Consider the following 24,529-nt stretch of genomic DNA (forward strand, 5'->3'; position numbering starts at 1 on the left):
CACGGCGTTCTCTTTCTTGAGTTGATCTGCTTCTCTCCGCTTTTCGATGCGCTCCATATCAGCCTTGTCGATTCTATGCTGTGCAGTCGCATTTTCCTCAATCAGTTTCCGATATTCGTTCAGCGTGATCTGCACAGTGAGTTCTCCCGGACATACAAAATTGTTGTACTCGGGGTTGTACCCGCCAATTTCCCCCGAAAGAACCTGATTCTCTGTTGACTTCTCATTTTCCATGCTCTTCCTCCTTATCTCCCTTGACCCAATAGGTCAATGTCAACTTATCGCCGGGATAGATCATCCCGTGCCGTTCGAGCAACCAAGGATTCAGCTCCTCCATCCCCGACTTGTATTCGAGGATGTACCGGCGCGTGCCGGTATTTTTGCGGACATACGTCTCTGCGATATCCCAGAGCGTATCGCCCGACTTGACGATGTATACCTCCTCCACGAGGACGGCATTCCGTCCATCGGGCTGTTGACTGCAGGCTCCCGCGAGCAGGATTGCCGCCCCTGCGATGCAGCATCCCGCAATCAGTTTCTTACCGCTCATGCGACCGCCTCCTTTCTCTCGATCGGGACGGGATTCCGAGGATCCTCCAAGTCCATCCCGTCCATGGCAGCCATCCAGCGTTCCAATTCACGCCGGCGCACCTTCATCCCATTCAGCTTGATGCCCCGGATAATGCCGGACTGCACCAGCATATTCGCATAGTTCTTGCCGACGCCGAGCACTGCGGCAACTTCGACCACCGTCAGGAGTTCGTCTGGTGTTTGACACTCCCGCACGACTGCGACCGACCTGCTTGCGCGCTCAATCGCACTGGCGATGATGGACGCCATCGCTGCACTGTCCATCATTGCACCTCCGTTCTATTTGTTTAGCCTCACATCATTCTTGACCGTCCGGCGAATTACTTCTGCGGCATTCCTCCTCTCGGTTGTTGTCCTCCTCCTCGCCGTGGTATAATCACCATGGAAAGGAGGTGTTAATATGTCCGAGCCTAGAAAAGTACCCGGAGAGCCGACCAACGACCCGAACGACTTCTCAGAGCTCCCTCTGGAAATGCAGCAGCACGTGCTTCAGTGGATCGATCAGACCTTCGCCAAGACCAAGACGATCCGACGGCGTCTCACATCACTCTCAATTCGTAATATGTACAATCACGCTTTTGCTGACCGTGACACATATCTGACGAACGACGAGATGAAAGGTGCGCTGATTGCTGCTGGATTTCGTTTCTCCAAGAAGGAATTGGATCGCCCAAACAAAACCGATTACTACTACTTCAACCTGCAGCTTAGGAAAGAACCCAAGCAATAACCTCATCCTTCGTAAATGGCTTCTCGAAATACGCGCTGATTTCGGAACGCCCTTTTTCTGTGTAGTCCATACATACCTCGAGCAGGACGACGCCTTTGCGCGCATCCACGTCGGGTATGGCGTACGGGCCTGTCCACATCTCTGTCCCCTCGATTGTCCCCGCCTCCGTAACTTTCGCGTATCCGGCACGATGAAAGAGCGTACACAGCGTTGACTTGCCGTGCCCCTGCGGGCCGTAGAAATGAATACCCTTCCCTGTCGCAAGGGCTTCCTTCAAAAGCCCAATCTGAGCCTCTGTCAGGTAGCAGGACAGGAAGACTTTAAAACGTGACTTTTCCATGTGCTTGGCTCCTTTCACCGCAGTACCTCGACCACCGACTCATTCCAGCGAATCTGATACCCGCTGTGACCGTTGCGCTCATACGGCATTTCCTCGCCGTAATTCTTGCCCTTGTTCGTGATGCGCCACTCCTTGCCGATCTTCATCTGGAGACCCGCATTCTTGAGGAGCAAGTTGGTATCCTTTGCGCTGATGCCGAGCTTTGCACCGATCGCAGTAGGATTAAGAAAGCCCGTGTCATGCTCTGCCGGAGGAATGAGTTCCTTGACCTCGGGCATCTCTACACCGTACGCCCGCTCGATCATGCTCGTCGCCTTCGCGAGCGCGATGCCATCCTTGACGCCGAAGAGTTTCTGCAGTTCTGCCGCCGTGCTGCGGACATCCCGTACTGCTGTCCCGATCATGCGGGTGCGGTACTTCGGGTTCTTTTCGAGTTTCGGCACGGTGTAGCTGCCTGTCTTGCGGATTGCGGGGAGGACCTCGGACGTGACCCAGCGTTTGAATTTCTTCGCAGCAGGGAGCTTTGAGGCGACAATCAGCGCGTAAAGCCCTGACTCGTTGATAAGAAGCCCCTTTGTCCCGTTGACGGTGAACGATTCGTTCACCGTCCTGTCCTCGTCGTCCACATGGTCACGAATCGCTTTTTGCGGGTTCGTATATCCAAGAATCTCTGCAACATCCTTGCCAACGAAGTACGGCTCTTTGTCAATGAGTACCGTTCGGACAGTCCCGAAGGCGGTGCTCTCGAAAATTTGAAGTTTGTTCATTCATTTACTCCTTTCACAGGTACACGGATAATCGGCTTGATTGCTGACATCTCAAGTCCGTAGGCCTCCTCTTCGAGGCAGACCGCTTTGTTGATTGCGACATGACGCTCGATGCCAAAGATTTCACGGAGCGTGGCTGCGGTGATGCGGATGTCCTGTACGATCTCAGCGACGGTGCGGGCATGGCAGCGTGGGTATTTCTGGTTGTTGCTCATTGGTTTTCCTCCTTTCGAGATCTCTGTTTCCTATGCAGGAAAATTTATTTTCATGTAGAAATAAGCTCTAACAAAAAAGCAAGTTATCTAGGAGGTATTCTGATGAACGGCTCCGATCGTCTGATCATATCTTTAACAGGAGAGGAACTAACAAAAAGTGTAAATCTCCACATGCTAGGAACAACGCTTATCAACATACAGGCCTTATTTGATCGTTCATATTGTTACTACACAGGACGTTCAAGAATCAGCCCGATAGATCGGAGTAACTTCAACATTGTTGCCTATGATATAAAGCGTGGATCTATTATCTTTGACGCAGGATTGGATATTGTTGCAATTCAACAATCCCTTATCATCGGACAAGCACTTGATCCAAAACTTATCATTGAAGGAACGTTGTCGGGGTTCAAGTTACTCAAGACTTTTCTCTCCCAAATACTTGGGAAGAACAATACTCCAAAAGTTGAAATTAAAGATTCTCCAAACGCAATATGTATATTTCAAGAAGGAACCAATACGTTACAAGTCTCCGAAGATGCTTTAGCAATTGCGCAAAGAATGAGACCTCCCCTATACCGCTTATCCAAATCATTTCACTATGGAACAGACGGTGCAATTGAAATAACTGCTCCGAACCACTTAGATGAACCAATTCATCTTGATTACCCAACCTCACGTTTGTTTAAAAGTGACCGAGTCACCTCTGATATTCCGTTGCAAATCTCTGGAATCGTTTGCTCATATTCTGCGGATACCTATATCGGTCAATTTGAGGTAATGGATGGACTCCCCATCCCTCGTGGTCGTTATCCGTTCAAAATTGACAAGGATCATCAAACAGAAGCAAGCTATTTTATAGAGTCGCTCAACAGAATACCAATCAGCGTCACCGCTTTCGTCGAATACGAAGTTTCTCCAAATATGGATAGTAGGATAACCAGATTGTTTTTAGCACCTCGCCAAGCATCATGACAAAACACAGGAACAATGCACGAACATCCCGATAAAAGCTCACCTGCTCAGGGAATTGAATATTGACTGCCAGATAGATTGGTTGGCGATCACCCATAGCCCCCTGCTCGTGCAGGGGCTTTTCTTTTGCCATCCCCTCACCTCCTCTCGGTCGCTATACGGCTCACACCGTCTTGTCCTTCTGCTCGCGATACTCACTCAATAGAGCCACGATAAGCCCTGTGAGTGTCAGTCCGCGCCGCTTTGCTTCCTGCTCCAACCATCGCTTTAGTTCCGGTGGAACTCGTAAGAAAATTGATTCTCTCATGTAGCCCTCCTGCTAGCTTTATGCTATAATTTTGCTAGCAGGTTATGCTCTCACGGGGTTGCCGCCCCAGAGTGACCGAACATCCTTCACGCCGAGCGCATCTGCGATGCGGATTGCCGTCCGTATGCGGGGCTCGTTCTCGTCGTATTCGTAGTTTTGATAAACCCTCTCGTTTATCTGTGCCTCCTGTGCTACTTGCCGCTGCGTCTTGCCGGATGCAACTCTTGCCACAAGCAGATTCGTTTTCTTTTTCGTCTCTCTCACTTCACCCTCTCCCCTTTCTATATTTAACACGTTGTTTTCTTCGTGTTATGTTGTTATAGCAACACGTAGATTTCTTCGTGTCAATCTTTTTTGGAGGGATTGACATGGTTATTTTCAAAGATCATTTACGCGCCATCCGCAAAGAACGAAAACATACACAGAAGGAAGCAGCAGCGGCGGCAGGAGTTACAGAACGAAACTATCAAGATTGGGAATACGGAAAAACGAAACCAACATTCGACACCCTCATCGCCCTTGCGGACTACTTCGACGTATCGCTTGACTACCTCGTCGGCAGAAGCGATAATCCAACCATAAGCCGCCAATCCAATGAAAGGATAGAGAGAAATGAATCTCACCAATGATGAAGCAGAATTTCTCAGTAACCTTCAAAAGATGATGCGCGAGCAAACATTACGAGTGCCGTCACGAGGAGAAAAGGAGCGTTACCCCGCATCCGATCTTGAAAATCTGCGGGAATTTATCTTTGCGATGCAGGTTGCCCGCAGCAAGAATGAGGATCGACGGAACGCATCCTATCTTCTCCTCTACGAGAATACTCCGCTCCTGCGACTGGACACCGACGGTCAGAGGCTTCACACAAATGCTGACGGTACGACCATTCCTCCACATACGCCGCACATTCACATATATGATGAACATGAAAGAGATCACAACGCCTATTTGCTCCCAGATGCCTTCATCGACCCCCTCGATTTTTTCCAGACATTGCGTGACTTTTTGACCTATGCTAAAGTAATAGACGTAGATAAGTTACGCATTCCAAGGCAAGGAGGGTTGGATTTCAATGAGGACATTCACCGATAGCTATTTGAACTGGGTAAAGACAAACACTGTTGAAACCCACCTTTCAAATGGCTGGACAGAAATTGCAACGCCGTTCATGGATCGCCACAATGACGGATTGGTTATCTTCGCAAAGGAAGATCGGGGAGAAGTCACGTTGTCTGATGATGGATATATCATCAGAGACATGGAACTGTATGACATGTCCGTTGGCAGAAGGATGAAGGTAATTCAAAACTTCTTTCGCGGATATGGCGTCACGGTTACGGACGATAAAGAGCTTCAGATCAAGACAACGATGCAGTCATATCCTGTAAAACAACACTTACTGCTGCAAGCGATGATGTCCGCAAGCGATATGTTCGTCCCATCGACCCAAAAGAAGGGCATGATCTTTCTGGATGAGGTCGTTCACTTTTTTGAGAAGAACGATATTTTTTATACGCCCGACGCACAGTTCCAAGGAAAAAGCGGCTACATTCACAAGGTAGACTTCATCATCCCAAAAGGGAAAAAGAACCCTGAGCGCTTCGTCTACGCCATCAACGCCCCTAGAAAAAGCAATGTCACCGCTGTACTCTTTATGTGGGAGGATATTCAAAAAAATCGTGCCGTCAAAAACAAGATGTTTGCCATGCTCAATGATGAAAAGAACATTGCGGAGGATGCCATCGAAGCTTTCGCCAATTACGAGGCGACCCCCGTGCACTGGTCGAAACGGAATGACTACATCCCTGATCTAATGATCGCTTAGTCCCCTGCTCGTGCAGGGGCTTTTCTTTTGCCATCCCCTCACCTCCTCTCTGCTCCTCCTGCCCGTCATGCTGGACTTCCTCGCAACCGATGTTAAACTTAAAGTTTAGCTTGCGGGCAAAAAAATACAGTCTTTGTCAATCTTGTAGAGCTGGCACAATGCTGTGAAGTTGCCCACATCAATGACCGTTTTCCCGTTCTCCCAGTTGACAATAGTCTGTTTGTTTTTACGCAAGAGTTTTGCGACTTCTTCCTGTGTCAGATTGGCGTTTACACGGGCGGCTTTCAAGCTAATTTTCACTGGATCACATCCTTTCTGCCTGCCTCATCAGTACCGGGCGGCTATCCCCGGCAGACGCCCCGCAGGGCGTTTCGGCTGGTTACTGCTTCTTCTGCCAATGCTCTACATACAGCGCTACAAGGATTGCGATCGACTGTGCAATCTTTGTAATGCTGAATGCTGTGTCACTCTCAAAGAACACCTCCGAAAGCATCGTCACAGCCAGCAGAACGAGCAACACGGTTGAAGTTTTCATTGTATCTTCTTCGCGGATGATGTATAGTATTTCTAACGGGGGCGCTCTCACCACCCCCGTCAGACTAACGGCTTACCAGTTTAATGAGTTCGATCACCGCATTGATGACTGCAGCTGACGCAATCAAGAATTTGGTGACTTCCTTCAAAACGGTAAGTCGTTTCTTTTTCCTCATCCGCGTTCCCCCTTTCATTTGGTATGCCCTTATTATAAATCAACTGAAAGTTTATGTCAACACTTTTAGTTTATTTATTTTTATTCTCGTATTGTGCTATTTTACTTTTGGTTATATAATAATTCATATAAAAGAGGTGAAAGATATGCCAAATGAAAACACCATGAAAAAAACATTTACTGACAACCTGAACCGCTTGTTACAAGAACGTGGAATCACGCAGGCAGAATTAGCAGCTTATATGGAAGTCAGCAATACTACCATAAGCAATTGGGTAAAGGGATACAAAGTCCCTCGCATGGATAAAGTGGATAAGCTATGCTCTTTTTTCAAGATAAAACGTAGCGAGCTATTAGAGCAGCCCCCCGCCTCGGGCGATCTGCCCGATCTCACGCCAAAAGACGAGCGTGAGATTATGCACTTGATGGATGACATGAAGGAAAAGCTCATGCAGGAGGAGGGGCTGATGTTTGACGGACAGCCCGCAAGCCCCGAGAGCATCCAGTCCATCCTTGATGCGATGCAGATCGGGATGGAGATGGCGAAGAAACGCAACAAGGCAAAGTATACGCCGAAAAAGTACCGTCACGAGGACTGACCGATGAATGCAAGGGAATGTGCAATCAAACTCATGAGGCGGTGTAACTCAAACAATCCCTTTACGATTGCCCGGGCACTCAATATCATATTGATCTACTGCCACCTCGTCGATCTCAACGGGTTCTACCAGTATCATAAGCGCAATCATATCATCTATCTCTCCGAGGACTTGGATGAGGACGCCGCACGTTTTGTCCTCGCACACGAACTCGGGCACATGCAGATGCACCGAGACTTAAACACGGTTTTCATGGACACAAAGACATTCAACCCGCACAGCCGATTTGAACGTCAGGCGAACACCTTCGCTGTCGAGCTTCTTCTCCCTGACGATCTACTGCGAGAGTATCCTGATTGTACTATGTACCAACTCGCACGATCCGTCGGCGTGCCGGAGAATTTTGCGGAATTGAAGAGTGCGCAAAAAGCGTCCATAGACGATAGGAAGGGATGATATTTGGGAGATACAGAGATTGATAGCATCGACACTGTTTTGAGGACATTTTTGTTTACTAGCAACTAGGCCTTTCCGCTTGACGGATTCTCCCTGTTCGTGTATTATAATAATACACATGCCCTTCGCGGGTTCGGTCGTATGACCGCTAGGACACAGGGGAACCCAGTCAAGTTTGACTGGGTTCTTTCTTTTTCTACAAGCATCACCGCAAATTGACAAATTTGACAATTAACCGTTGTAGGGGTTATACTATGGACACGAAGCGGCATCAAGTCGCTAACCAGTTCATTTTCGTGGTCTTGAGCCACAGAGCCCCTGCATGAATCGTGCAGGGGTTTTTTATTTTCTCAATAAAAAACCGCCCACCGTGTTGGAGCACGATGAGCGGTGAAGCAAGTATTCTCTAAGAAAGGAGGTTCACAGTGACATATGACCCTGACTATCTCAGTGACCTCATGGTGCGGATGGCGCATCACTCCACTGCGATCGAAGGCAATACTCTGACGCAGGGCGAGACAAAGAGCGTTCTCGTTGACGGCTATATCCCGCGCGCGATGGATATGCGCGAGCTGAATGAGGTGCTGAACTACAAGGCATTCATGACATTTCTTGTCGAGCAGTCGGCCGCCGGCACACCGCTCTCCCTTTCTCTGATCCGCGAGGTGCACGCGATCCTCTGCAAGTATGCAATCGAAAGTGTCCCCGGTCAATTCAAGCAGCGCCCGAATATGATCATCGGTGCAGGCTTCACACCGACACCGCCCTACCTCGTTCCGTCGGCACTGACGGACTGGATCGACAACCTCGCTGCGCAGATGGATGCAGCTGCATCCGATTCGGATAAGGTGCTTGCCATCTGCCGCCAGCACATCGCATTCGAGCATATTCATCCGTTCCCGGACGGCAACGGACGGGTCGGTCGTGCGCTGATGGTATACAGTTGTTTCCTCTCCGGCATGACACCGATTGTGATTCCCGTGGAGCAGCGCAAGGAGTACATCAACTATCTCAATACGGAGGATTTGCAGGGATTCGCAACATTCGCCGAGGAACTGCAGGCGGAGGAACTCAGACGTATTGAAGCATTTTCGTAAAATAAAAGACCGCTCAGCGTTGCTTCTGAGCAGTCGAAGATAGCTTATTTGATATGCTAGTCCGTGTCCCACGCCGTATCATTCATCCAAGGGTCATCTTTCGGGAAGATACAATGCCCTTCCTCATCGTGCTGGCAGTTGTCATACGCTACTGCATACATCTCACGGCGATTCTTTTCAATAAATTTCTGAAAATCTCGCATTGTGTCCACCTCCTCTGATTGTCCTTATTATATCAGATTTACACGGATAATGATAGATAATTATAGATTAAGATAAAAACCGCCCGGAGCACCACCTCCGGACGGTCAAGTATAAATGTGAGGCTAATCACATCTACGCCAACACCTATTATATGGGATTAGCCTCCAATTTTCAAGGGAGGCTTTTATTATGTCGAAAAAATCGAATAACCCACTCGATCACGTCCGCGTAAAACAGCGCGGGTCGTCATGGGCGTACTACTTTGAGAAGGCAAAAGTTGACGGCAAACGCCGTCGCGGCGAAGGCGGCGGGTATGCCACGGAGCAGGATGCACGCATGGCCGGAGTTGAGGCATACAACGCCTACATCGGCGGCGGTGCAAAGAAGAACGATGCCAGCATCAGTTTTGCCGACTATCTCGATATTTGGTACGAACGCACGCGATTGTATGCACGAAATAACACATTGGAACTACGAGAGAAGAACATTCGCCTGCATATAAAACCCGCGCTTGGCGAATATCGTTTATCCTCCCTCTCCCCCGCCATCATTGATCGGTTCGTCCAGCAGAAGCGCAAGGACGGCTATGCCTATGAGACCGTCGCACGGATCCTCAGCAACATCTCCACGGCACTGGACTATGCGATCTATCCGATGGAACTGCTGCGGGAGAATCCTGCACGCCTTATCAAGGTGCCGGGCAAAGAGTTTGCCCCGCTCAGTCATCGGCAGCCGCGTCGGCGTATCGAGGATAATGAGCTGGCAATGATCTTTCAGAGGCATCCGTTCGGCTCGACGTTCCACATGCCGCTTGTCATGGGTCTCTATTTCGGCACGCGCATCGGTGAGGCGCTCTGTCTCTCATGGGATAACTGCGATATGCAGCGCATGACGCTTTCCATCACGCAGCAGATACAGCGGCTTGCCATGCGTGGAAAGGTCGGTCTGCATTATGTCTGCGATCTAAAGACCGAGAGCAGCCGTCGGACGCTTCCCTTCGATGCGCAGGTCATTCTCCCCCTCCTCCAACGTTGGAAACGTCAACAGGCGAAGAACGAACTCTATTATGGAGAGGATTATTTCTACAACTACATTGTCCCGGCGAAGGATTATCAGGGACGTGATATCCGAAAGATTGTCTCCCTTGAAAAGGGTTATCCTGCTCCAGGCCCGCGCATCGATATTATCTGTACGCAGCCGAATGGGAAATACATCAAGCCAACCACATTGGGCTACCAGTGCAAGCGCATCCGCGAGCTCGGTGTGCATGACTTCGATTTCCACTGCATGCGTCACACGAATCTCACCATGCTCGGCGAATCACAGGCAGCGCCCAATGACATCATGGCGCGTGCCGGCCACTCCGACTATGATACGACACTCCGCTACATCGAGAACCGTCCCGAGATGCAAGAGGTGCCCGTACAGATCATCTCCGACAAGGTGAAGAACGTGCTGTAAAACATATGTCTCCCATTTGTCTCCCTCGAAATTCGGGAGACAAACGGGAGACATTTTACTTGAATGGGAGACAGGAAAAATCGTAATCCATTGGAATATAAGGGATTGCTTCCCTATTTTTAGATTCGCCCCGGGTACCACTGGAGACTGGGAATGTCGATTACGTTACTGTTTTCCATCATTTTTTTCATCCTGTCCGCTTTGAACCATGCCACGCGAATGATATCATTCACTAAAAAACGAATTTATTTCTCTCTACTCCAATTCTTCTGCCTTCGTACGGATGGCGTAAAACTCCTGAAACACAACTGGTTCTTCCGTGATGGATTCTTTCATTGCAAGCAGTCTCCTTTTCCCAACGCGCCGATCCAGCACAGCGAATATGCGTACGAGCAAGTTTTCGCTCTTGAGGCTCGCTTCGATGCTTTGCCGCTCAAATGCCCTAAAGGCGCGATAGAATGAGCGTTGATCGAACACGCCCAACCGTAAGGCAGTGTCATCCATAAACGCAAATTCTTCTTTCATGCGTTTTTCGTAAGTTTCATCTTGTGGAAAACAATCTGCTTTCAGCCAATTATTGTAGTAACAGCCCTTGATGATTTCTTTTCCATTGTATCGTATAGCGGCACGTCCCTCGTGATCCGGGCTCCTGCTATACGATGTCGCATAATACTGAATATGCCCTCTGAGGCTCAGCGCCAGATAGTCCTTTTCGAGTTTTTTTCGGATTCCGCTCCAGCTTGCCATGTTTTCTTCTCCCAAGAAGCTGACACATCCATCCCGCTCATTTGGCTGGCAGGATGCCCTGTGACAGTGCGGATATTGTCTCTACGTGAATTCTGTCCTCAACTATAGTTTATTCTATCAGCCATTCTGTGAATGCGTCAAGTCTCACTCGGATGTCCTGCGGAAGTACGTTTCCAGTGCTGTGGTAATCCAAAGCAAAATCCCATGAGTGGGAGACAAAAGAGAAACCATAGGATGCTACTTTTCGTTCATTTCACGTATCAGTCGCCCCTCGGCAAAGGTTTCCACCGAGAGATGATGCCCGTCGGTATGAAAGACAATCGCGCCGTCCTCATCCGTTCGGAGCGTTTTTATGCCCATCCGATCATAGCGCTCCACCACGTCGGCATGCGGATGTCCGAAGCTGTTCCCTGCACCGACACAGTAGACGGCATACATGGGATGAACGGCACGGATAAATTCCTCTGAACTGGATGTATGCGAGCCATGATGTGGGATTTTTAGAACGGTTGCAGAGGCATCCGTGCCCGCACTGAGCATCTTCAGCTCATGTTCCCGAACGAGATCGCCCGTAAATAGGAAGGACGCATCACCGTAGCGGATACGGTAGACGTTCGACACCTCGTTGCCCGTCGCATTGTCCGATGGGTCACGTGCCGGTGCATAGATCACCTCCACGGTAACTCCGTCCAGAACAAAGGTCTCCCCCGCCTCCGCCCGGCTGAGTTTCGACAGCAGAGGATTTGCATCACCGAGGCGCATGCTCATGGCGTAGGCATGGCGTCCCTCATCCGCCGTATAGACGTGTTTTACCGGCAGACGGGAGAGAATCGCCCCCGCGCCTGCCGCATGGTCTTCGTGGGCATGCGAGAGAAAGATGTAGTCCACCTCGCGCACACCGTAGTGGAGAAGATAGGGAACATCGACGCGTGCGCCAACATCAAACGCACCGTCTCGCGTTCCGCCCGTATCAAAGAGCATCGCATGTCCGTGCGGCGTCACAACGAGGGCACAGTCCCCCTGCCCCACATCGATGAAGTGTACGGCCATCTCGCGCGGCATGATCATCCGCCACGCACACACACCGACAAGGAGGGCGAGACACAACACAGCGACAATATGGCGATATGCCAAGAGACGCGATAGGATCTTCCTGCGCATCTCGGATGGTGCACAGAGGATCAGGATCACCACATAATAGCAGACCGATGGGAAAAGCCCCATCGACGGCAGCCATACCTTGGACAGGGGAAGAGCTGCTAGGGCGCGTGTCAGCTCAAACGATATGCCGAGCAAGACGCTGTCAGCGGCAAAGAGAATGCCGCCGAGGAGCGGCAGGAGATAGGTGACAATACCGGCAAAGAGTCCCATGATGATGATGAGTTCAACGATGGGCACAACGATAAGATTGGCGAGGAGCGCGGAGATCGACACCTGATTGAAATACCATGCCAGTACGGGAAGCACCATGAGTTGCGCGGCAATCGTAATGGAAAAAGCCATAGAAACGAGGCGCGGCAGACGATGCACCTTTCCTGCGAGGACAGGGGCGAGGAAGAGAAGCCCTGCCGTCGCCAAAAAAGACAGCTGAAAACTGATGTGAAAGAGGAGCAGTGGCGACACCATAAGCATGAGCAGCCCTGTCAAAAGGAGCAGATACTTTGCGTCGCGCTCGCGCCCGAGCACCAGTCCGATAAAGGCGGCCCCGCCCATGATGCCGGAGCGTACGGCAGGCGGTACCATACCCGCCAACAGAACATAGAAAAAAATCGCAGAAAGTACAGCAGCGGCACTGAGCCCTCGCGGCAGACGCAGGATCACAGCAATCCACGCAATCACGGCGGCAATCAGACTAATATGAGAACCGGACACGGACAGAATGTGAACGATCCCCGTTGTTGTATACGCCTCTAGCAGGGCGGGGTCGATTCCCTCATAGCCGCCGAACAGCATCGCAAAGATTGCCGCCGCATCTGTATGCGGCATGACCGCACGCATGTGCTCAAGATAGTGCGTACGAATCTCTGCCGCGCGGCGCATCCACTGCTCCCATAGAGAGATATCATCACGGGACTCGATGGATACACTCCCCCGATGTGCCGACAGAGAGGCCGTGATCCCCTGCGTGCGGAGGAGGAGCGCCGTGTCTATCTGCCCAGGATTTTGATATCCATGGGGGCGGCGAATCTTCCCCTCTGCCGTGATCCTGTCTCCAATGCGCCCCACATGCGGTGACGTATCCTCCTCCCGTTCATAGAGGAGCAGCTGTCCGTTCGCCGTACGCTCTGCATTGCCTTGCCCCAGAGCGTATACCGCTGCAGTATAGCGAATCTGCCGCGACCCGTCCGTGCGCTCCGTGACGCGCGGCATCTCCGTGATGATCCCAGAGACAACAGTCTCCTCTCCTGCCGCACGAGATATATCCTGCGCCGGCAGCTCATACGCCCCCGCAAATCGAAACATCCCCGCAACGAAAAAAAGCCCCACAAACGCGATCCATGTTCGTTCATGCTGTTTCAGAACGAGGATAACGGAGGCTGAAAAAAAGATCAGGATGGCGGCGATAAGATAGATACGATGCACGGAAAGAGAGATACCGTAGCAGGCACCACAGACAATGCCGAGACAAAACACCGCCAGCAGCCCCATGAGGAAGCGCAGCGGGTGCTGTCCCGTTTTCATAGCGTCACACGATCTTTCAGTTTTTCAAATTTAGCCGCACCAATGCCGCGCACCTTCTTGATATCGTCGATGGACTGAAATGCGCCATTGCTCTCACGATACTCCACGATACGCGCAGACATGGCGGGACCGATGCCGGGCAGCTCCTGCAGCTCCTTCTCGGTCGCCGTGTTGAGATTGATCTTTCCGTCTGCCTGCCTGCCGGGAGATGCCGCCGCTCCCTTTTCTCCTGCATCGCGCAGGTGCATGGGCACACGTATCTGCATTCCGTCCTCAAGATGTGCCGCCATATTGATATGGTCAACGTCTGCGGTCTCGATCACACCGCCGGCAGCATTCACCGCATCGGCGACGCGTTTGTCCTCATCCAGCGTGACCAGCCCGGGCTTCTTTACCTCACCCGAGACATAGACGGTAACCTTGCGCAGGGGCTCGACGTGCTCGGTCGTCGCCGCGTCGAGCGCGATGGCATCCTGCTCTCGATAGTAGCCGTAGGTCGCACCGATCAGGACAGCACCAAGCAGCGCCAGGAGAATCAAAAGCGATTTTTTATAGAGCGGCATCCGATCATCTCCCAGCACACAAATACCTAGTACACGTTTCTCCCGCTGAAGATCTCGATCATCTCACGACGCAGACTCGTACTGATGAGGAGCCGTGTCTTGGGCGGGATCTCATCGACATCCGTATTGAAGAGGTAGTTTTGGAGCTGCGGCTCCTTGATCAGCATCCGCGTATGGAAAAGGCTTGCCTGATAGAGGTTGATGTCCACGGCATCATACTCATCCAGCGTCTCCTGTTTGATAAACTCCTGGATGGAGGTCATCTTGCTGTCCATAAACAGCTTGCGTCCCTGCAGATCGCGCGTAAAGCCGCGTACACGATAGTCCATCGTGATGATGTCCGAGTCGAACTGACTGATGAGATAGTCCAGCGTCTGCAGCGGTGTAATCTCTCCGCAGGTCGCGACGTCGATATCCACGCGAAAGGTTGCAATGCTCGTATCGGGATGAAACTCAGGATAGGTATGTACGGTGACGTGGCTCTTGTCTAGATGGGCAAGTATCGTCTCCCCCGTCAGTGCTGTTCCGTTGACGGGCTTCTTGCTTCCCGAGATGACCGCTGCCTCCTCGGCGATGAGCATCGTCACGCTCGCTCCCTGCGGCTCGTAGTCCTGCTTTGCAATATTCAGGATCCGCGCACCGATCATATCGGTCACCTGCGAAAGAATCTTCGTGAGACGGTCGGAGTTGTACTGCTCATCAATGTACTTGATGTAATCCCGCTGCTCACGCGCCGACTTCGCATAGCAAATATCATAAATATTGAAACTCAGCGCCTTCGTCAGGTTGTTAAACCCGTACAGTTTCAGCTTCCCATCCAACGCAGGAGCTCCTTCCTCGTCATACATATTTATCCATTATTTTTCTTGGGGGCATGCTCTGCCTTCCACGCCTTGATCCACTCCAGCCGCTCCCGAAAACGGCTCTCCATCCCCTGATCCGTCGGTTGATAGTACGCGCGTCCCGCCAACGCGTCCGGAAGGCACTGCATATTGGTGATATGCTCCTCTGCATCATGTGCATACTGATAGCCCTTGCCATAATCCAGATCCTTCATCAGCCGCGTCGGTGCATTCCGTATCACCAGCGGCACAGGCTCGGCGAGCATCGTGCGGGCATCGGCCGCCGCCGCGAGATATGCAGTCTCCATGGCGTTCGATTTTGGTGCGAGCGAAAGATAGACGACAGCCTGCGTCAGATGGACGTTGCACTCGGGATACCCGATGTAGTGACAGGCCTGATAGGCGGCGACGGCAAGCTCCAGCGCACGCGGGTCGGCAAGTCCGACATCCTCTGCGGCAAAACGCGTCACACGCCGTGCCACATAGAGCGGGTCCTCCCCCGCCTCCAGCATCCGCGCGAGCCAATAAACTGCCGCATCCGGGTCTGAGTTTCGCATGGACTTGTGAAGCGCCGAGATGAGATTATAGTGCTCCTCGCCGTTCTTATCATAGAGCAGGGATTTTCGCGTAATGCACTGTGCGAGATTCTCCTCCGTGATGTATAGCTCGCCATCCCGCTCATCCGCATTGAGGACGAGCATCTCGAGCGTCGAGAGCGCACTGCGTGCATCACCGTTGGCAAAGGCGGCGACGGCAGTGATCCCATCATCGGACAGATGGATGTGCATCTGCGACAGCTCTCTGTCCGTTGCAATCGCATGGCGGAGGAGGTGTTCGATGTCGGCCTCCGTCAGCCCCTGCAGGACAAAGACACGGCAGCGCGAGAGCAGAGCGTTGTTGATCTCAAAGGAGGGATTTTCCGTGGTCGCTCCGATGAGGACAATGCTTCCCTTCTCCACAAACGGCAGAAACGCATCCTGCTGTGCCTTGTTAAAGCGGTGAATCTCATCGACAAAGACAACGATGCGCTCCCCGTACATACGACGCCGATCCGCCTCCTGCATCACCGTACGGATCTCCTTGATCCCGCTCGTCACGGCAGAGAACGTGATGAACTCCGCCTTCGTACGCGCGGCGATGATCTGCGCCAACGTCGTCTTGCCGACGCCGGGCGGTCCCCAGAAAATCATCGAGGTGATGCGGTCACTCTCAATGAGGCGGCGCAGTATCTTCCCCTGCCCCAGGAGATGCTCCTGCCCGACAAAGTCGTCAAGCGTGCGTGGACGAACGCGCTCCGCGAGCGGCTGATACGCCGCCCGTGCAAAGAGCCCCCCCTGTTCGTCCATAGCCATACCTCCTGCACAAATTCTTTCACTCTGAATTATCTCATAAAATGCACACTTAGGCAATAGAAAAAACGGCCTGGACTCATCCAAACCGTTCTTATCGGAAGCACGGATAAAGTGAAGTCCGTCAATCGTGATGGCGTGGCTGAGTTTATCCGTGCTTCCTGTTGTCAGAGAATAAATCGCGATACGTCGTGGTCGCCGGCGATGTCCGCGAGACAACGGTCAACATACGCCGCGTCGATGACGACCTCCTTCTCCGTGAGATCGGGCGCGTCAAAGGAAAGCTCCTCCAAGAGTTTTTCAAGCAGCGTGTAGAGGCGTCGTGCGCCGATGTCCTCCGTCTGCTCATTGACGGTCTCCGCCAGCTGCGCAAGGCGGCTGACGGCATCATCTGCAAAGCGCAGAGAGACGCCCTCCACGCCGAGCAGCGCACTGTACTGCTTGATGAGTGCGTTGCGCGGCTCGGTGAGGATGCGCTCGAAGTCCTCCTTGACGAGCGACTTCAGCTCGACGCGAATTGGAAAACGCCCCTGCAGCTCGGGAATGAGGTCCGACGGCTTCGCCGTATGAAATGCCCCCGCCGCAATGAAGAGCACATGATCGGTCTTAACAGGGCCATACTTCGTAACGACCGTAGAGCCCTCCACAATCGGCAGGATGTCACGCTGAACGCCCTCACGCGAGATGTCGGCACCCGCACTGCGTCCATTACTCACGGCGACCTTATCAATCTCATCGAGGAAGACGATGCCGCTGTATTCGGCAGCGCGCACCGCCTCCTCGGCGACGACATCCATATCGACGAGTTTGTCCGCCTCCTCGGCCGCGAAGATCTTGCGTGCCTGTGCGACTGTCACCTTGCGCTTGTGACGGTTTTTCGGCACGAGTTTCCCGATCATGGACTGGAGGTTGTCGCTCATCCCCTCCAAGGAGGAGCCGGCAAACATATTGCCCATCGGGCGCGCGGATTCCTCCACCTCGACTTCGATGACATCATTTTCGAGCTCACCGGAGCGCAGCCGCTTGCGCATCCACTCACGTCCCGCCTGATACTTCGGCGGCTCTTCCTTTTTCTCCTCCGGCTCATCCTCCTGCGAGGAGAACAGGCTGCCGAGCGGATTTGTCGACTTCTTTGGCGGCGGAACAAAGACATCAATGAGACGCTCCTCTGCATTCTCCTTTGCCTTGTCCTCCACTTCCTCAATCTTCTGCTGACGCACCATCCGCACGGAGGTCTCAACGAGATCACGCACGATGGACTCCACGTCGCGTCCGACGTAGCCGACCTCGGTGAACTTGGTCGCCTCCACCTTCAGAAATGGCGCACGCACGAGGCGCGCCAGACGGCGGGCAATCTCCGTCTTGCCGACACCGGTCGAGCCGATCATGAGGATGTTTTTCGGAATGATGTCCTCGCGCATATCCGCATCGAGCTGACGGCTCCGCCAGCGGTTGCGCAGAGCGATCGCGACCGAGCGCTTCGCCTCATGCTGACCGACAATATACTTGTCGAGCTCGGCGACGATCTCGCGCGGTGTCTGTTCGTTGACTCCGATCTGACTCATGATTCCAGTACCTCCACTGTGATGTGATGATTCGTATAGACGCAGATATCCGCAGCGATCGAGAGAGACTCCTTTGCTATTGCGGGTGCATCCAGCGTCGAATGCGCCACGAGAGCACGTGCCGCCGCAAGGGCAAAGAACCCGCCTGAACCAATCGCCGTGCAGTCACCATCCGGCTCAATGACCTCGCCGTTGCCGGAGATCATGAGGATGCTGTCCTGATCCGCAACGAGGAGAAGTGCCTCCAGTTTGCGCAGTACCTTGTCCGTACGCCAGTCCTTCGCCAGCTCCACGGCAGCGCGTTGGAGATTGCCGCTGTACGACTCCAGCTTGACCTCGAACTTTTCAAAAAGAGTAAACGCGTCTGCGACCGAGCCCGCGAATCCCGCGAGGATTTTTCCATGATAGAGACGCCGCACCTTGCGCGCGTTCGCCTTCATGATCGCACGCTCGCCGAAGGTCACCTGACCGTCGCCCGCGATGGCAACCTTGCCATCCTTTTTGACCGCCACAATGGTTGTTGCATGAAATGTCACAGTGTCTCTCCTTCCAGAAAGTGCTCCAAGTCCTCCAATGCACGCTCTGCCAGCATCCTTTTTTTCTCCGGTTTACGCGTGCGGCGCGGCAAGTCCGCGAGCGGTGGGAGCAGCCCGAAGTTGATGTTCATGGGCTGAAAGTGTTCTGGATCACAGGTCGTGATATAGTGTGCGAGTGCGCCGTGGCAGGTACTGACGGGAAATACGACAGGTGATTCCCCCTGTACCAGCCGCGCGGCATTTTTCCCCGCGACAAGCCCCGATGCGGCGGACTCGACATAGCCCTCCACACCGGTCATCTGCCCCGCAAACAGCAGGCGGTCATCTCCCGTGTACTGGAACGTCGGACGCAGATGCCGTGGTGCACTGATAAAGCTGTTGCGGTGCATCACACCGTAGCGGAGGAACTCCGCCGCTGCCAGCCCCGGAATCATCTGAAAAACACGCCGTTGCTCCGGCCACTTGAGATGGGTCTGGAATCCGACGATGTTGTAGATCGATCCCGCTGCGTTGTCCTGTCGCAGCTGCACCACAGCGTATGGACGCTCCCCCGTCACGGGATGCTCAAGGCCGACGGGCTTCAGCGGACCGTAGAGGAGTGTATCGCGCCCGCGCGCTGCCATGACCTCGACCGGCATGCAGCCCTCGAAGAAAATTGCTTTTTCAAAATTATGTGTCTCTGCCGCCTCCGCCGTCGTCAGTGCCTGCCAGAAGGCATCGTATTCCGCTTCATTCATGGGGCAGTTGATGTAGGCGGGCTCGCCCTTCCCATAGCGCGAGGCGCGGTACGCCACATTCATATCAATGCTGGAGAAGCTGACGAGCGGTGCCGCTGCATCATAGAAGTACAGCCCATCATCGCCAAGCAGGCGACGTATCGCCTCCGCAAGCTGCCCATCGGTCAGTGGTCCGGAGGCGACGATGAGGACGCTGTCATCCGTGGAGGGCAGCTCCGTGATCTCCTCGTGATGCACATGGATCAGTGGATGCTGCACAATGCGCTCCGTCACATAGGCGCTGAACGCCTCGCGATCCACCGCCAGTGCGCCGCCGGCAGGAACAGCCGTATGATCTGCCGCCTGCATGATGATGGAGTTCATGCGGCGCATCTCCTCTTTGAGCACGCCGACGGCATTCATCAGCCCCGCCGCCCGCAGGGAGTTGCTGCAGACGAGTTCCGCAAAGGCATCCGTCTTATGTGCCGGCGAACGGCGCAGCGGACGCATCTCAAAAAGCTCCACGGCAATTCCTGCTTCAGCCGCCTGCCATGCTGCCTCGGCACCAGCAAGTCCGGCCCCGATGATGCGTACGCCGCTCACGAGCGTGTCCCCTTACGCGCACTTGTCTTTCGTTTCGTTGCCGACTCCTTTGCCGCAGCATCAGTCTCCTTCGTCTTTTCAAGGGCTTCCTGTGCACGCTTTTTCTGGCGCGCCAGTTCCTTTTCGATGGGGCTGCCGATACGCGAAGGGCATGCCCCGTTGCTGCAGTAGAGAATGGCGCGCCCCGTACGGTAGCGATGCTTCTGCATAAAGGCACCGCAGGTCTTGCAGGTCTCCTTCTGGGGCTCATCCCACGTTGTATAGTCACATTCGGGATAGCGGTCGCATCCGAAGAACGCGCGCCCGCGTCGACTCTTTCGCTCGACGATCCGCCCGCCGCACTTGGGACACGCGACACCCGTGTCGCGCAGGAGCGGCTTTGCGTTGCGGCACTCAGGGAAGCCGGGACACGCAAGGAACTTGCCAAAACGCCCCTGTTTGACGACCATCATGCGGCCACACTTATCGCAGGGGATATCGGTGACCTCCTCGGGGAGTTCCACCGTACCGATGGCATCCTCCGCCTTTTTCAGCGTCTGTTCAAACGGTTTGTAAAAGCTGCCGAGCAGCTCATTCTTGTCGAGCGTCCCATCAGCGACACCGTCGAGTTCTCCCTCCAGATTCGCCGTGAACTTGACATCGACAATGTTCTTGAAATACTCCTCGAGCATATCCGTGACGATAAAGCCCAGCTCCGTCGGACGGAACTGCTTTTCCCGCCGCTCCACGTAGCCGCGCTTCTGGATGGTCTCGATGATGGGCGCGTACGTGCTCGGACGCCCAATCCCCAGTTCCTCGAGGGTCTTGACGATCGACGCGTCGTTGTAGCGCGGCGGCGGCTCGGTAAAGTGCTGCTCGGGATTCAACGCCCCCAGCGTCAGAGGATCACCATCCACAAGGTCGGGCAGGAGCGTGTCCTTCTCCTTCTTTGCTGTTTCCGCCCCGACATAGACAGCGGTATAGCCCTTGAACTTCAGCTTTGATCCATGCGCGCGGAGGCGATAGTCCCCTGCTGCAATCTGTGCCGCGATGGTGTCGTAAACGGCGGCAGACATCTGACTGGCGGCGAACCGCTGCCAGATGAGCGTATAGAGACGGAGCTGATCGCGGTTCAGGTAGTTCTCCACCTCTGCGGGCGTACGCAGGATACTCGTCGGACGGATTGCCTCATGTGCGTCCTGCGCCTTCTTCCCCATCGCGTAGACATTGGGACGAGATGGAACATACTCCTTTCCGTACTCCTCACTGAGAAAACTGCGGGCCTCATCCACGGCGAGATTTGAAATGCGCGTCGAGTCGGTACGCATATAGGTGATAAGACCGGTCGCACCGTGACGCCCCAGAACGACGCCCTCATAGAGCTGCTGGGCGATCATCATCGTGCGTCCCGACGTAAATCCAAGCTTGCGCGCCGCATCCTGCTGCAGGGAACTGGTCGTAAAGGGCGGCGCAGCTTTCTTCCTGCGCTCACTGCGCTTGACCTCCTGCACGGAAAATTTCTGCTGTGCCAGATCATCCGTCAGTGCCTTCGTCTCTGCCTCGCTGTGCAGGGCGAGTTTCTTGCCGTGCGCATGGGTCACCTCGGCGATAAAGGCGTGCTTATCCTTTTTCAGCTTCGCCTCGACCGTCCAGTACTCCTCGGACTGAAAGGCCTCGATCTCGCGCTCACGATCGCAGACCAGGCGTACCGTGACCGACTGGACGCGTCCGGCAGAAAGCCCCTTGCGCACCTTGCGCCAGAGGAGCGGTGAGAGCTGATAGCCGACAATGCGGTCCAGCATGCGTCGTGCCTGCTGGGCATCGACCTGCGCCATGTGAATGGGACGCGGATGATGCACAGCCTCCTCAATCGCGGGCTTCGTAATCTCGTGAAAGACGATGCGGCAGTCCGTCGCAGGGTCAACGCCGAGAATGTGTGCCAAATGCCAAGCGATTGCTTCCCCCTCGCGGTCAGGATCGCTTGCCAGATAGATTTTATCGGCATCCTTTGCCTCTTTTTTGAGCGCACGGATCAGGTCCCCCTTGCCGCGCACATTGATGTATTTCGGCTCAAAGTTATGTTCCACATCAATGCCGAACTGACTTTTCGGCAGATCGCGCAGATGTCCCATCGACGCACGAACGGTATACTGTTTGCCAAGGTGCCGCTCGATGGTCTTTGCCTTTGCAGGAGACTCCACAATCACCAGAATTTTTTTCTGTGGTTTTTTCCCTGCCGTTTTCGCTGTCTTCGTTTTCTTCGCTGTGCCGGCTTTCGCCTTGCGGGCAGATGCTTGCGTCGCCAATCCGTCAGTTCCTTTCGGCACGCCGATAGGCGTGCATTTCATTCTCTATGATAACGCCCTTCAGCTGCATTTGCAGGAGAAGAAGCGGGAGGCTCGTTGTCGTGCTCACGGGCAGACTGTCGATGATTTCATCCATGGTCAGCGCATGATCGAAGGAGAGCACCTGATAGACGTGTGCCTCATCCGGCGTCAGCTGTGCACGCGCAGAGCGGCGCGGCTGTGCCACGAGGTGCATCTCCTCGAGAATTTCACGTGGAGATTCCACAAGACGCGCCCCTGCACGGATGAGGTTATGGCAGCCGCCGCTCTGCGGCGAATAGATGCTGCCGGGAATCGCATAGACTTCACGACCCTCGCTGAGTGCCATCTCAGCAGTGATCAGAGAGCCGCTGCGCCGTGCCGCCTCAACGACAAGCACCCCCTCCGCAAGTCCGCTGATGATACGGTTGCGTGCAGGGAAGAACATGGGCAGTGGCTGTGTCCCGGGGGCATACTCGGAAAGGACTGCTCCGTCCGCCGCGACGATCTCCGTCAACAGACGGCGGTTCTCGGGCGGATAGGCAATATCTACGCCACAGCCAAGAACCGCAACCGTTCGTCCGCCGCGCAGTGCACCGCGATGCGCGCGCGTGTCGATCCCACGCGCCGCACCGCTGACAACGGTGACTCCCGCCGCCGCGAGATGCTCCGCAAACTCGAGCGCGGCAGCCTCCCCATAGCCTGAGAATTTACGCGCACCGACGATGCCAATGCGCCGTGCATCGGGCAGAAGTGTGCCGCGATAGTAGAGCACGAGCGGTGGGTCAAAGATCTCGCGCAGAACGAGCGGATAACATTCATCCTCCATCGTCACCATCGACACATCAGCGCGTCGGCAGTCCTCCGCAATGCGTTCCGGCAGATTAGGATCCCCCTGTATGTGCCGCGCAAGTGCGTCGGCAGCGGCATCCGTGAGCACTCCTGTCGCACGCAGTTCCGCGGCAGTCATCGACCATATGTCCTTTGCCGCAGGACATACGCTTTGCAGCCGCTGCATACGAACGCTGCCCACCTGCGGACAGCGCAGAAGCGCCGCCAGATACCACCGATCTTCCACCTTCTACACGCTCCTCATCTTACCTAAATTTAGGAAAGAATGCAACTATCTTCTATATTATTATCGTGGAAACAGCTCATCGCCAAAGACATAGTAGACCATCAGAAAGATAAGCAGAAGTAAGAAAATATCCGCCATCCGAACCGCTCCTATCAAAAAAGAGGGGCTGAGCCCCTCTCAGATTCTGCATCATCACATCACGCGACGTGCACCGATATAGCATGCGCCCCAATAGCCGCCGTACAGGTTATCAATTGCGACTCCACGGCTCGACGAGGCATTGATGAAGTTGCCATCACCGAGGTAGATGCCGACGTGCGACGGACCATAGTCATACGTGGAGAAAAAGACGAGATCGCCGGGAACCATCTCTGCTGACGAGACTGGATAGCCGACCTCATACTGCGCATCTGCCGTACGCGGGAGATAGATCCCTGCATTGGCAAAGACGTAGCGGACAAAGCCGGAGCAGTCGAACCCTGCCGGTGTCGTTCCGCCGAACGAATACGGCACACCGAGGTACTGCATGGAGTCCGAAACAATGCGGCGCACGAAATAGTTCGAGCCGCGGCTAACCTGCGGCATCGCCTTTCCGAGAAGAGCCTCATAGGTTGACGGTCCCACAAGACCATCCACAGCAAGGCCGTGTGCTGCTTGGAACTCCTTGACTGCCTCCGCCGTTGCCGGGCCGAAATCACCATCAGCGGCAACATCATAACCATAATTAGAAAGCTGACCTTGAATCTCGGCAACATCCGTTCCCTGATCACCGATCTGGAATGACTCTGCGCTCGCGATTGATGCGGAGCAGAGAAGCATAGCGGATAACGCAAGAATCTTGATTTTCTTTCGCAAGCAAACACTTCCTTCCACAAGTGCACAATTACATTGGCTACGAGAAACCAATAAGCCGAGTTCTGTTCCGCCCCCAAAAAGGCGGTGACAATCATTTATCTGGGACACCTGTTGCCAGGCATCTCAAGCGACACTACCCGGAAGGCCGACGGGCCGCCGGAAATCCTTCCCTATTTGGTCTTGCTCCATGTGGGGTTTACCGAAGCCGGCCGGTCACCCGACCGCTGGTGCGCTCTTACCGCACCTTTCCACCCTTACCGACAATGTCGGCGGTTTAAATTTCTATGGCACTGTCCCTGAGGTCACCCTCGCTGGACGTTATCCAGCACACTGCCCTATGGAGCTCGGACTTTCCTCATCTGCTGAAACGCAGACGCGATTGTCTTGGTCTCTCATACCAACGGGGAGATTATA

Annotated in this window: 31 protein-coding genes and 2 other RNA genes; 9 read left to right on the forward strand and 24 right to left on the reverse strand. The window is 53.8% G+C overall.

What is annotated here, in order from left to right:
* The 3 genes from HMPREF9166_RS12675 to HMPREF9166_RS02810 form a co-directional block, all read right to left on the reverse strand.
* The coding region (locus HMPREF9166_RS12675) for a hypothetical protein (protein ID WP_009442535.1) at positions 1-234 on the reverse strand (234 nt) is incomplete at its 3' end.
* The gene (locus HMPREF9166_RS02805) at positions 224-550 is read right to left on the reverse strand and encodes a LysM peptidoglycan-binding domain-containing protein (protein WP_009442536.1); all 327 of its coding nucleotides are present in this window, start codon (positions 548-550) and stop codon (positions 224-226) included. The genes HMPREF9166_RS02805 and HMPREF9166_RS12675, both read right to left, overlap by 11 nt.
* On the reverse strand, positions 547-858 hold the full coding sequence (locus HMPREF9166_RS02810; RefSeq protein ID WP_009442537.1) for a helix-turn-helix domain-containing protein: 312 nt from the start codon (positions 856-858) through the stop codon (positions 547-549). Before HMPREF9166_RS02810 ends, HMPREF9166_RS02805 begins: the two co-directional genes overlap by 4 nt.
* Positions 859-991: 133 nt before the next feature.
* On the opposite strand from HMPREF9166_RS02810, the gene HMPREF9166_RS02815 reads away from it, so the two are divergent.
* Entirely contained in the window at positions 992-1,321 is a 330-nt protein-coding gene (locus HMPREF9166_RS02815; protein WP_009442538.1) for a hypothetical protein, read from the forward strand.
* On the opposite strand, the gene HMPREF9166_RS02820 is transcribed toward HMPREF9166_RS02815, so the two are convergent.
* Genes HMPREF9166_RS02820 through HMPREF9166_RS02830 form a run of 3 tightly spaced genes read right to left on the reverse strand, consistent with a single transcriptional unit; the run spans position 1,299 to position 2,643 of the window.
* Positions 1,299-1,661 carry a hypothetical protein gene (locus tag HMPREF9166_RS02820; protein ID WP_039980883.1) on the reverse strand — a complete coding sequence of 121 codons (363 nt, stop codon included), beginning with the start codon at positions 1,659-1,661 and terminating at the stop codon, positions 1,299-1,301. The two genes, HMPREF9166_RS02815 and HMPREF9166_RS02820, sit on opposite strands and share 23 nt — an antisense overlap.
* Positions 1,662-1,675: 14 nt before the next feature.
* A complete protein-coding gene (locus tag HMPREF9166_RS02825) occupies positions 1,676-2,428 on the reverse strand; it encodes a Bro-N domain-containing protein (RefSeq protein ID WP_009442540.1) in 753 nt (250 codons plus the stop codon).
* Entirely contained in the window at positions 2,425-2,643 is a 219-nt protein-coding gene (locus tag HMPREF9166_RS02830; RefSeq protein WP_009442541.1) for a hypothetical protein, read from the reverse strand. The genes HMPREF9166_RS02825 and HMPREF9166_RS02830 overlap by 4 nt, the downstream gene beginning before the upstream one ends.
* 102 nt (positions 2,644-2,745) lie before the next feature.
* Between HMPREF9166_RS02830 and HMPREF9166_RS12450 the strand changes: the two genes are divergently transcribed.
* Positions 2,746-3,618, forward strand: a complete 873-nt coding sequence (locus HMPREF9166_RS12450) for a hypothetical protein (protein ID WP_009442542.1) — start codon at positions 2,746-2,748, stop codon at positions 3,616-3,618.
* Positions 3,619-3,781: 163 nt separating this feature from the next.
* Here the strand turns inward: HMPREF9166_RS12450 and HMPREF9166_RS12680 are convergent, their stop codons facing one another.
* Together HMPREF9166_RS12680 and HMPREF9166_RS02840 are read right to left on the reverse strand one after the other, a co-directional pair.
* The gene (locus HMPREF9166_RS12680; RefSeq protein ID WP_009442543.1) at positions 3,782-3,925 is read right to left on the reverse strand and encodes a hypothetical protein; all 144 of its coding nucleotides are present in this window, start codon (positions 3,923-3,925) and stop codon (positions 3,782-3,784) included.
* A gap of 42 nt (positions 3,926-3,967) precedes the next feature.
* Complete coding sequence (locus HMPREF9166_RS02840; RefSeq protein ID WP_039980886.1) at positions 3,968-4,189, reverse strand: helix-turn-helix transcriptional regulator; 222 nt, start codon at positions 4,187-4,189, stop codon at positions 3,968-3,970.
* 104 nt (positions 4,190-4,293) lie between these two features.
* On the opposite strand from HMPREF9166_RS02840, the gene HMPREF9166_RS02845 reads away from it, so the two are divergent.
* The 3 genes from HMPREF9166_RS02845 to HMPREF9166_RS02855 are packed head-to-tail and all read left to right on the forward strand — an operon-like array spanning position 4,294 to position 5,750.
* Positions 4,294-4,554 (forward strand): helix-turn-helix domain-containing protein, encoded by a 261-nt coding sequence (locus HMPREF9166_RS02845; RefSeq protein ID WP_009442545.1) that lies wholly within the window; start codon positions 4,294-4,296, stop codon positions 4,552-4,554.
* Positions 4,538-5,017 (forward strand): hypothetical protein, encoded by a 480-nt coding sequence (locus HMPREF9166_RS11685; RefSeq protein WP_009442546.1) that lies wholly within the window; start codon positions 4,538-4,540, stop codon positions 5,015-5,017. The genes HMPREF9166_RS02845 and HMPREF9166_RS11685 overlap by 17 nt, the downstream gene beginning before the upstream one ends.
* Positions 4,998-5,750, forward strand: a complete 753-nt coding sequence (locus tag HMPREF9166_RS02855; RefSeq protein ID WP_009442547.1) for a DUF1829 domain-containing protein — start codon at positions 4,998-5,000, stop codon at positions 5,748-5,750. The genes HMPREF9166_RS11685 and HMPREF9166_RS02855 overlap by 20 nt, the downstream gene beginning before the upstream one ends.
* A 105-nt stretch (positions 5,751-5,855) precedes the next feature.
* Here the strand turns inward: HMPREF9166_RS02855 and HMPREF9166_RS02860 are convergent, their stop codons facing one another.
* The 3 genes from HMPREF9166_RS02860 to HMPREF9166_RS12685 form a co-directional block, all read right to left on the reverse strand.
* Positions 5,856-6,050: a helix-turn-helix transcriptional regulator gene (locus tag HMPREF9166_RS02860; protein WP_009442548.1), complete on the reverse strand. Its 195-nt coding sequence runs from the start codon at positions 6,048-6,050 to the stop codon at positions 5,856-5,858.
* 13 nt (positions 6,051-6,063) lie between these two features.
* Positions 6,064-6,127: hammerhead ribozyme type II (locus HMPREF9166_RS11855), an RNA gene on the reverse strand.
* A 2-nt stretch (positions 6,128-6,129) separates the two neighbouring features.
* On the reverse strand, positions 6,130-6,285 hold the full coding sequence (locus HMPREF9166_RS12685; RefSeq protein ID WP_175279226.1) for a hypothetical protein: 156 nt from the start codon (positions 6,283-6,285) through the stop codon (positions 6,130-6,132).
* Positions 6,286-6,605: 320 nt separating this feature from the next.
* Here HMPREF9166_RS12685 and HMPREF9166_RS02865 point away from each other — a divergent pair, with 320 nt between their 5' ends.
* The 3 genes from HMPREF9166_RS02865 to HMPREF9166_RS02875 all read left to right on the forward strand — a co-directional run bounded on the left by HMPREF9166_RS02865 (position 6,606) and on the right by HMPREF9166_RS02875 (position 8,611).
* The gene (locus tag HMPREF9166_RS02865; RefSeq protein WP_039980888.1) at positions 6,606-7,058 is read left to right on the forward strand and encodes a helix-turn-helix domain-containing protein; all 453 of its coding nucleotides are present in this window, start codon (positions 6,606-6,608) and stop codon (positions 7,056-7,058) included.
* A 3-nt stretch (positions 7,059-7,061) separates the two neighbouring features.
* Positions 7,062-7,514 (forward strand): ImmA/IrrE family metallo-endopeptidase, encoded by a 453-nt coding sequence (locus tag HMPREF9166_RS02870; protein WP_009442551.1) that lies wholly within the window; start codon positions 7,062-7,064, stop codon positions 7,512-7,514.
* Between the two features lie 425 nt (positions 7,515-7,939).
* The gene (locus HMPREF9166_RS02875; protein WP_009442552.1) at positions 7,940-8,611 is read left to right on the forward strand and encodes a Fic family protein; all 672 of its coding nucleotides are present in this window, start codon (positions 7,940-7,942) and stop codon (positions 8,609-8,611) included.
* A 56-nt stretch (positions 8,612-8,667) separates the two neighbouring features.
* Here HMPREF9166_RS02875 and HMPREF9166_RS12690 read toward each other — a convergent pair whose 3' ends face one another.
* Positions 8,668-8,814, reverse strand: coding sequence for a hypothetical protein (locus HMPREF9166_RS12690; RefSeq protein WP_009442553.1), 147 nt, complete (start codon positions 8,812-8,814; stop codon positions 8,668-8,670).
* 190 nt (positions 8,815-9,004) lie between these two features.
* Between HMPREF9166_RS12690 and HMPREF9166_RS02880 the strand changes: the two genes are divergently transcribed.
* Positions 9,005-10,276, forward strand: a complete 1,272-nt coding sequence (locus HMPREF9166_RS02880; protein ID WP_009442554.1) for a site-specific integrase — start codon at positions 9,005-9,007, stop codon at positions 10,274-10,276.
* A gap of 255 nt (positions 10,277-10,531) precedes the next feature.
* On the opposite strand, the gene HMPREF9166_RS02885 is transcribed toward HMPREF9166_RS02880, so the two are convergent.
* The 12 genes from HMPREF9166_RS02885 to rnpB all read right to left on the reverse strand — a co-directional run bounded on the left by HMPREF9166_RS02885 (position 10,532) and on the right by rnpB (position 24,510).
* Complete coding sequence (locus tag HMPREF9166_RS02885; protein WP_009442555.1) at positions 10,532-11,023, reverse strand: hypothetical protein; 492 nt, start codon at positions 11,021-11,023, stop codon at positions 10,532-10,534.
* A gap of 237 nt (positions 11,024-11,260) precedes the next feature.
* Positions 11,261-13,705: a DNA internalization-related competence protein ComEC/Rec2 gene (locus HMPREF9166_RS02890; protein ID WP_009442556.1), complete on the reverse strand. Its 2,445-nt coding sequence runs from the start codon at positions 13,703-13,705 to the stop codon at positions 11,261-11,263.
* Positions 13,702-14,268, reverse strand: a complete 567-nt coding sequence (locus HMPREF9166_RS02895; protein WP_009442557.1) for a helix-hairpin-helix domain-containing protein — start codon at positions 14,266-14,268, stop codon at positions 13,702-13,704. The genes HMPREF9166_RS02890 and HMPREF9166_RS02895 overlap by 4 nt, the downstream gene beginning before the upstream one ends.
* A 26-nt stretch (positions 14,269-14,294) precedes the next feature.
* Complete coding sequence (gene speD, locus HMPREF9166_RS02900) at positions 14,295-15,116, reverse strand: adenosylmethionine decarboxylase (protein ID WP_009442558.1); 822 nt, start codon at positions 15,114-15,116, stop codon at positions 14,295-14,297.
* Positions 15,117-15,118: 2 nt separating this feature from the next.
* Positions 15,119-16,456 carry a replication-associated recombination protein A gene (locus HMPREF9166_RS02905; protein ID WP_039980892.1) on the reverse strand — a complete coding sequence of 446 codons (1,338 nt, stop codon included), beginning with the start codon at positions 16,454-16,456 and terminating at the stop codon, positions 15,119-15,121.
* A gap of 170 nt (positions 16,457-16,626) precedes the next feature.
* Positions 16,627-18,024 carry an ATP-dependent protease ATPase subunit HslU gene (gene hslU, locus HMPREF9166_RS02910; protein WP_009442560.1) on the reverse strand — a complete coding sequence of 466 codons (1,398 nt, stop codon included), beginning with the start codon at positions 18,022-18,024 and terminating at the stop codon, positions 16,627-16,629.
* Positions 18,021-18,560: an ATP-dependent protease subunit HslV gene (hslV, locus tag HMPREF9166_RS02915; RefSeq protein ID WP_009442561.1), complete on the reverse strand. Its 540-nt coding sequence runs from the start codon at positions 18,558-18,560 to the stop codon at positions 18,021-18,023. Before hslV ends, hslU begins: the two co-directional genes overlap by 4 nt.
* Entirely contained in the window at positions 18,557-19,879 is a 1,323-nt protein-coding gene (gene trmFO, locus HMPREF9166_RS02920; RefSeq protein ID WP_009442562.1) for a methylenetetrahydrofolate--tRNA-(uracil(54)-C(5))-methyltransferase (FADH(2)-oxidizing) TrmFO, read from the reverse strand. Before trmFO ends, hslV begins: the two co-directional genes overlap by 4 nt.
* Complete coding sequence (gene topA, locus HMPREF9166_RS02925; protein ID WP_009442563.1) at positions 19,876-22,206, reverse strand: type I DNA topoisomerase; 2,331 nt, start codon at positions 22,204-22,206, stop codon at positions 19,876-19,878. Before topA ends, trmFO begins: the two co-directional genes overlap by 4 nt.
* The gene (dprA, locus tag HMPREF9166_RS02930) at positions 22,169-23,260 is read right to left on the reverse strand and encodes a DNA-processing protein DprA (protein ID WP_009442564.1); all 1,092 of its coding nucleotides are present in this window, start codon (positions 23,258-23,260) and stop codon (positions 22,169-22,171) included. Before dprA ends, topA begins: the two co-directional genes overlap by 38 nt.
* Positions 23,261-23,452: 192 nt before the next feature.
* The gene (locus HMPREF9166_RS02935) at positions 23,453-24,115 is read right to left on the reverse strand and encodes a C40 family peptidase (RefSeq protein WP_009442565.1); all 663 of its coding nucleotides are present in this window, start codon (positions 24,113-24,115) and stop codon (positions 23,453-23,455) included.
* Between the two features lie 36 nt (positions 24,116-24,151).
* Positions 24,152-24,510, reverse strand: an RNA gene (gene rnpB / locus HMPREF9166_RS11755) — RNase P RNA component class A.
* Between the last annotated feature and the right edge of the window lie 19 nt (positions 24,511-24,529).

Origin of the sequence: Selenomonas sp. oral taxon 149 str. 67H29BP (genome assembly GCF_000146365.1) — a bacterium.
Lineage (GTDB): Bacteria > Bacillota > Negativicutes > Selenomonadales > Selenomonadaceae > Centipeda > Centipeda felix.

What these genes read in the sequence shown, in the direction of transcription:
- HMPREF9166_RS02805 (WP_009442536.1), bottom strand. Translation starts at nt 550, where the DNA reads ATGAGCGGTAAGAAACTGATTGCGGGATGCTGCATCGCAGGGGCGGCA.
- HMPREF9166_RS02810 (WP_009442537.1), bottom strand. Translation starts at nt 858, where the DNA reads ATGATGGACAGTGCAGCGATGGCGTCCATCATCGCCAGTGCGATTGAG.
- HMPREF9166_RS02815 (WP_009442538.1), top strand. Translation starts at nt 992, where the DNA reads ATGTCCGAGCCTAGAAAAGTACCCGGAGAGCCGACCAACGACCCGAAC.
- HMPREF9166_RS02820 (WP_039980883.1), bottom strand. Translation starts at nt 1,661, where the DNA reads ATGGAAAAGTCACGTTTTAAAGTCTTCCTGTCCTGCTACCTGACAGAG.
- HMPREF9166_RS02825 (WP_009442540.1), bottom strand. Translation starts at nt 2,428, where the DNA reads ATGAACAAACTTCAAATTTTCGAGAGCACCGCCTTCGGGACTGTCCGA.
- HMPREF9166_RS02830 (WP_009442541.1), bottom strand. Translation starts at nt 2,643, where the DNA reads ATGAGCAACAACCAGAAATACCCACGCTGCCATGCCCGCACCGTCGCT.
- HMPREF9166_RS12450 (WP_009442542.1), top strand. Translation starts at nt 2,746, where the DNA reads ATGAACGGCTCCGATCGTCTGATCATATCTTTAACAGGAGAGGAACTA.
- HMPREF9166_RS12680 (WP_009442543.1), bottom strand. Translation starts at nt 3,925, where the DNA reads ATGAGAGAATCAATTTTCTTACGAGTTCCACCGGAACTAAAGCGATGG.
- HMPREF9166_RS02845 (WP_009442545.1), top strand. Translation starts at nt 4,294, where the DNA reads ATGGTTATTTTCAAAGATCATTTACGCGCCATCCGCAAAGAACGAAAA.
- HMPREF9166_RS11685 (WP_009442546.1), top strand. Translation starts at nt 4,538, where the DNA reads ATGAATCTCACCAATGATGAAGCAGAATTTCTCAGTAACCTTCAAAAG.
- HMPREF9166_RS02855 (WP_009442547.1), top strand. Translation starts at nt 4,998, where the DNA reads ATGAGGACATTCACCGATAGCTATTTGAACTGGGTAAAGACAAACACT.
- HMPREF9166_RS12685 (WP_175279226.1), bottom strand. Translation starts at nt 6,285, where the DNA reads ATGAAAACTTCAACCGTGTTGCTCGTTCTGCTGGCTGTGACGATGCTT.
- HMPREF9166_RS02865 (WP_039980888.1), top strand. Translation starts at nt 6,606, where the DNA reads ATGCCAAATGAAAACACCATGAAAAAAACATTTACTGACAACCTGAAC.
- HMPREF9166_RS02870 (WP_009442551.1), top strand. Translation starts at nt 7,062, where the DNA reads ATGAATGCAAGGGAATGTGCAATCAAACTCATGAGGCGGTGTAACTCA.
- HMPREF9166_RS12690 (WP_009442553.1), bottom strand. Translation starts at nt 8,814, where the DNA reads ATGCGAGATTTTCAGAAATTTATTGAAAAGAATCGCCGTGAGATGTAT.
- HMPREF9166_RS02880 (WP_009442554.1), top strand. Translation starts at nt 9,005, where the DNA reads ATGTCGAAAAAATCGAATAACCCACTCGATCACGTCCGCGTAAAACAG.
- HMPREF9166_RS02885 (WP_009442555.1), bottom strand. Translation starts at nt 11,023, where the DNA reads ATGGCAAGCTGGAGCGGAATCCGAAAAAAACTCGAAAAGGACTATCTG.
- HMPREF9166_RS02890 (WP_009442556.1), bottom strand. Translation starts at nt 13,705, where the DNA reads ATGAAAACGGGACAGCACCCGCTGCGCTTCCTCATGGGGCTGCTGGCG.
- HMPREF9166_RS02895 (WP_009442557.1), bottom strand. Translation starts at nt 14,268, where the DNA reads ATGCCGCTCTATAAAAAATCGCTTTTGATTCTCCTGGCGCTGCTTGGT.
- speD (WP_009442558.1), bottom strand. Translation starts at nt 15,116, where the DNA reads ATGTATGACGAGGAAGGAGCTCCTGCGTTGGATGGGAAGCTGAAACTG.
- HMPREF9166_RS02905 (WP_039980892.1), bottom strand. Translation starts at nt 16,456, where the DNA reads ATGGACGAACAGGGGGGGCTCTTTGCACGGGCGGCGTATCAGCCGCTC.
- hslU (WP_009442560.1), bottom strand. Translation starts at nt 18,024, where the DNA reads ATGAGTCAGATCGGAGTCAACGAACAGACACCGCGCGAGATCGTCGCC.
- topA (WP_009442563.1), bottom strand. Translation starts at nt 22,206, where the DNA reads ATGAAATGCACGCCTATCGGCGTGCCGAAAGGAACTGACGGATTGGCG.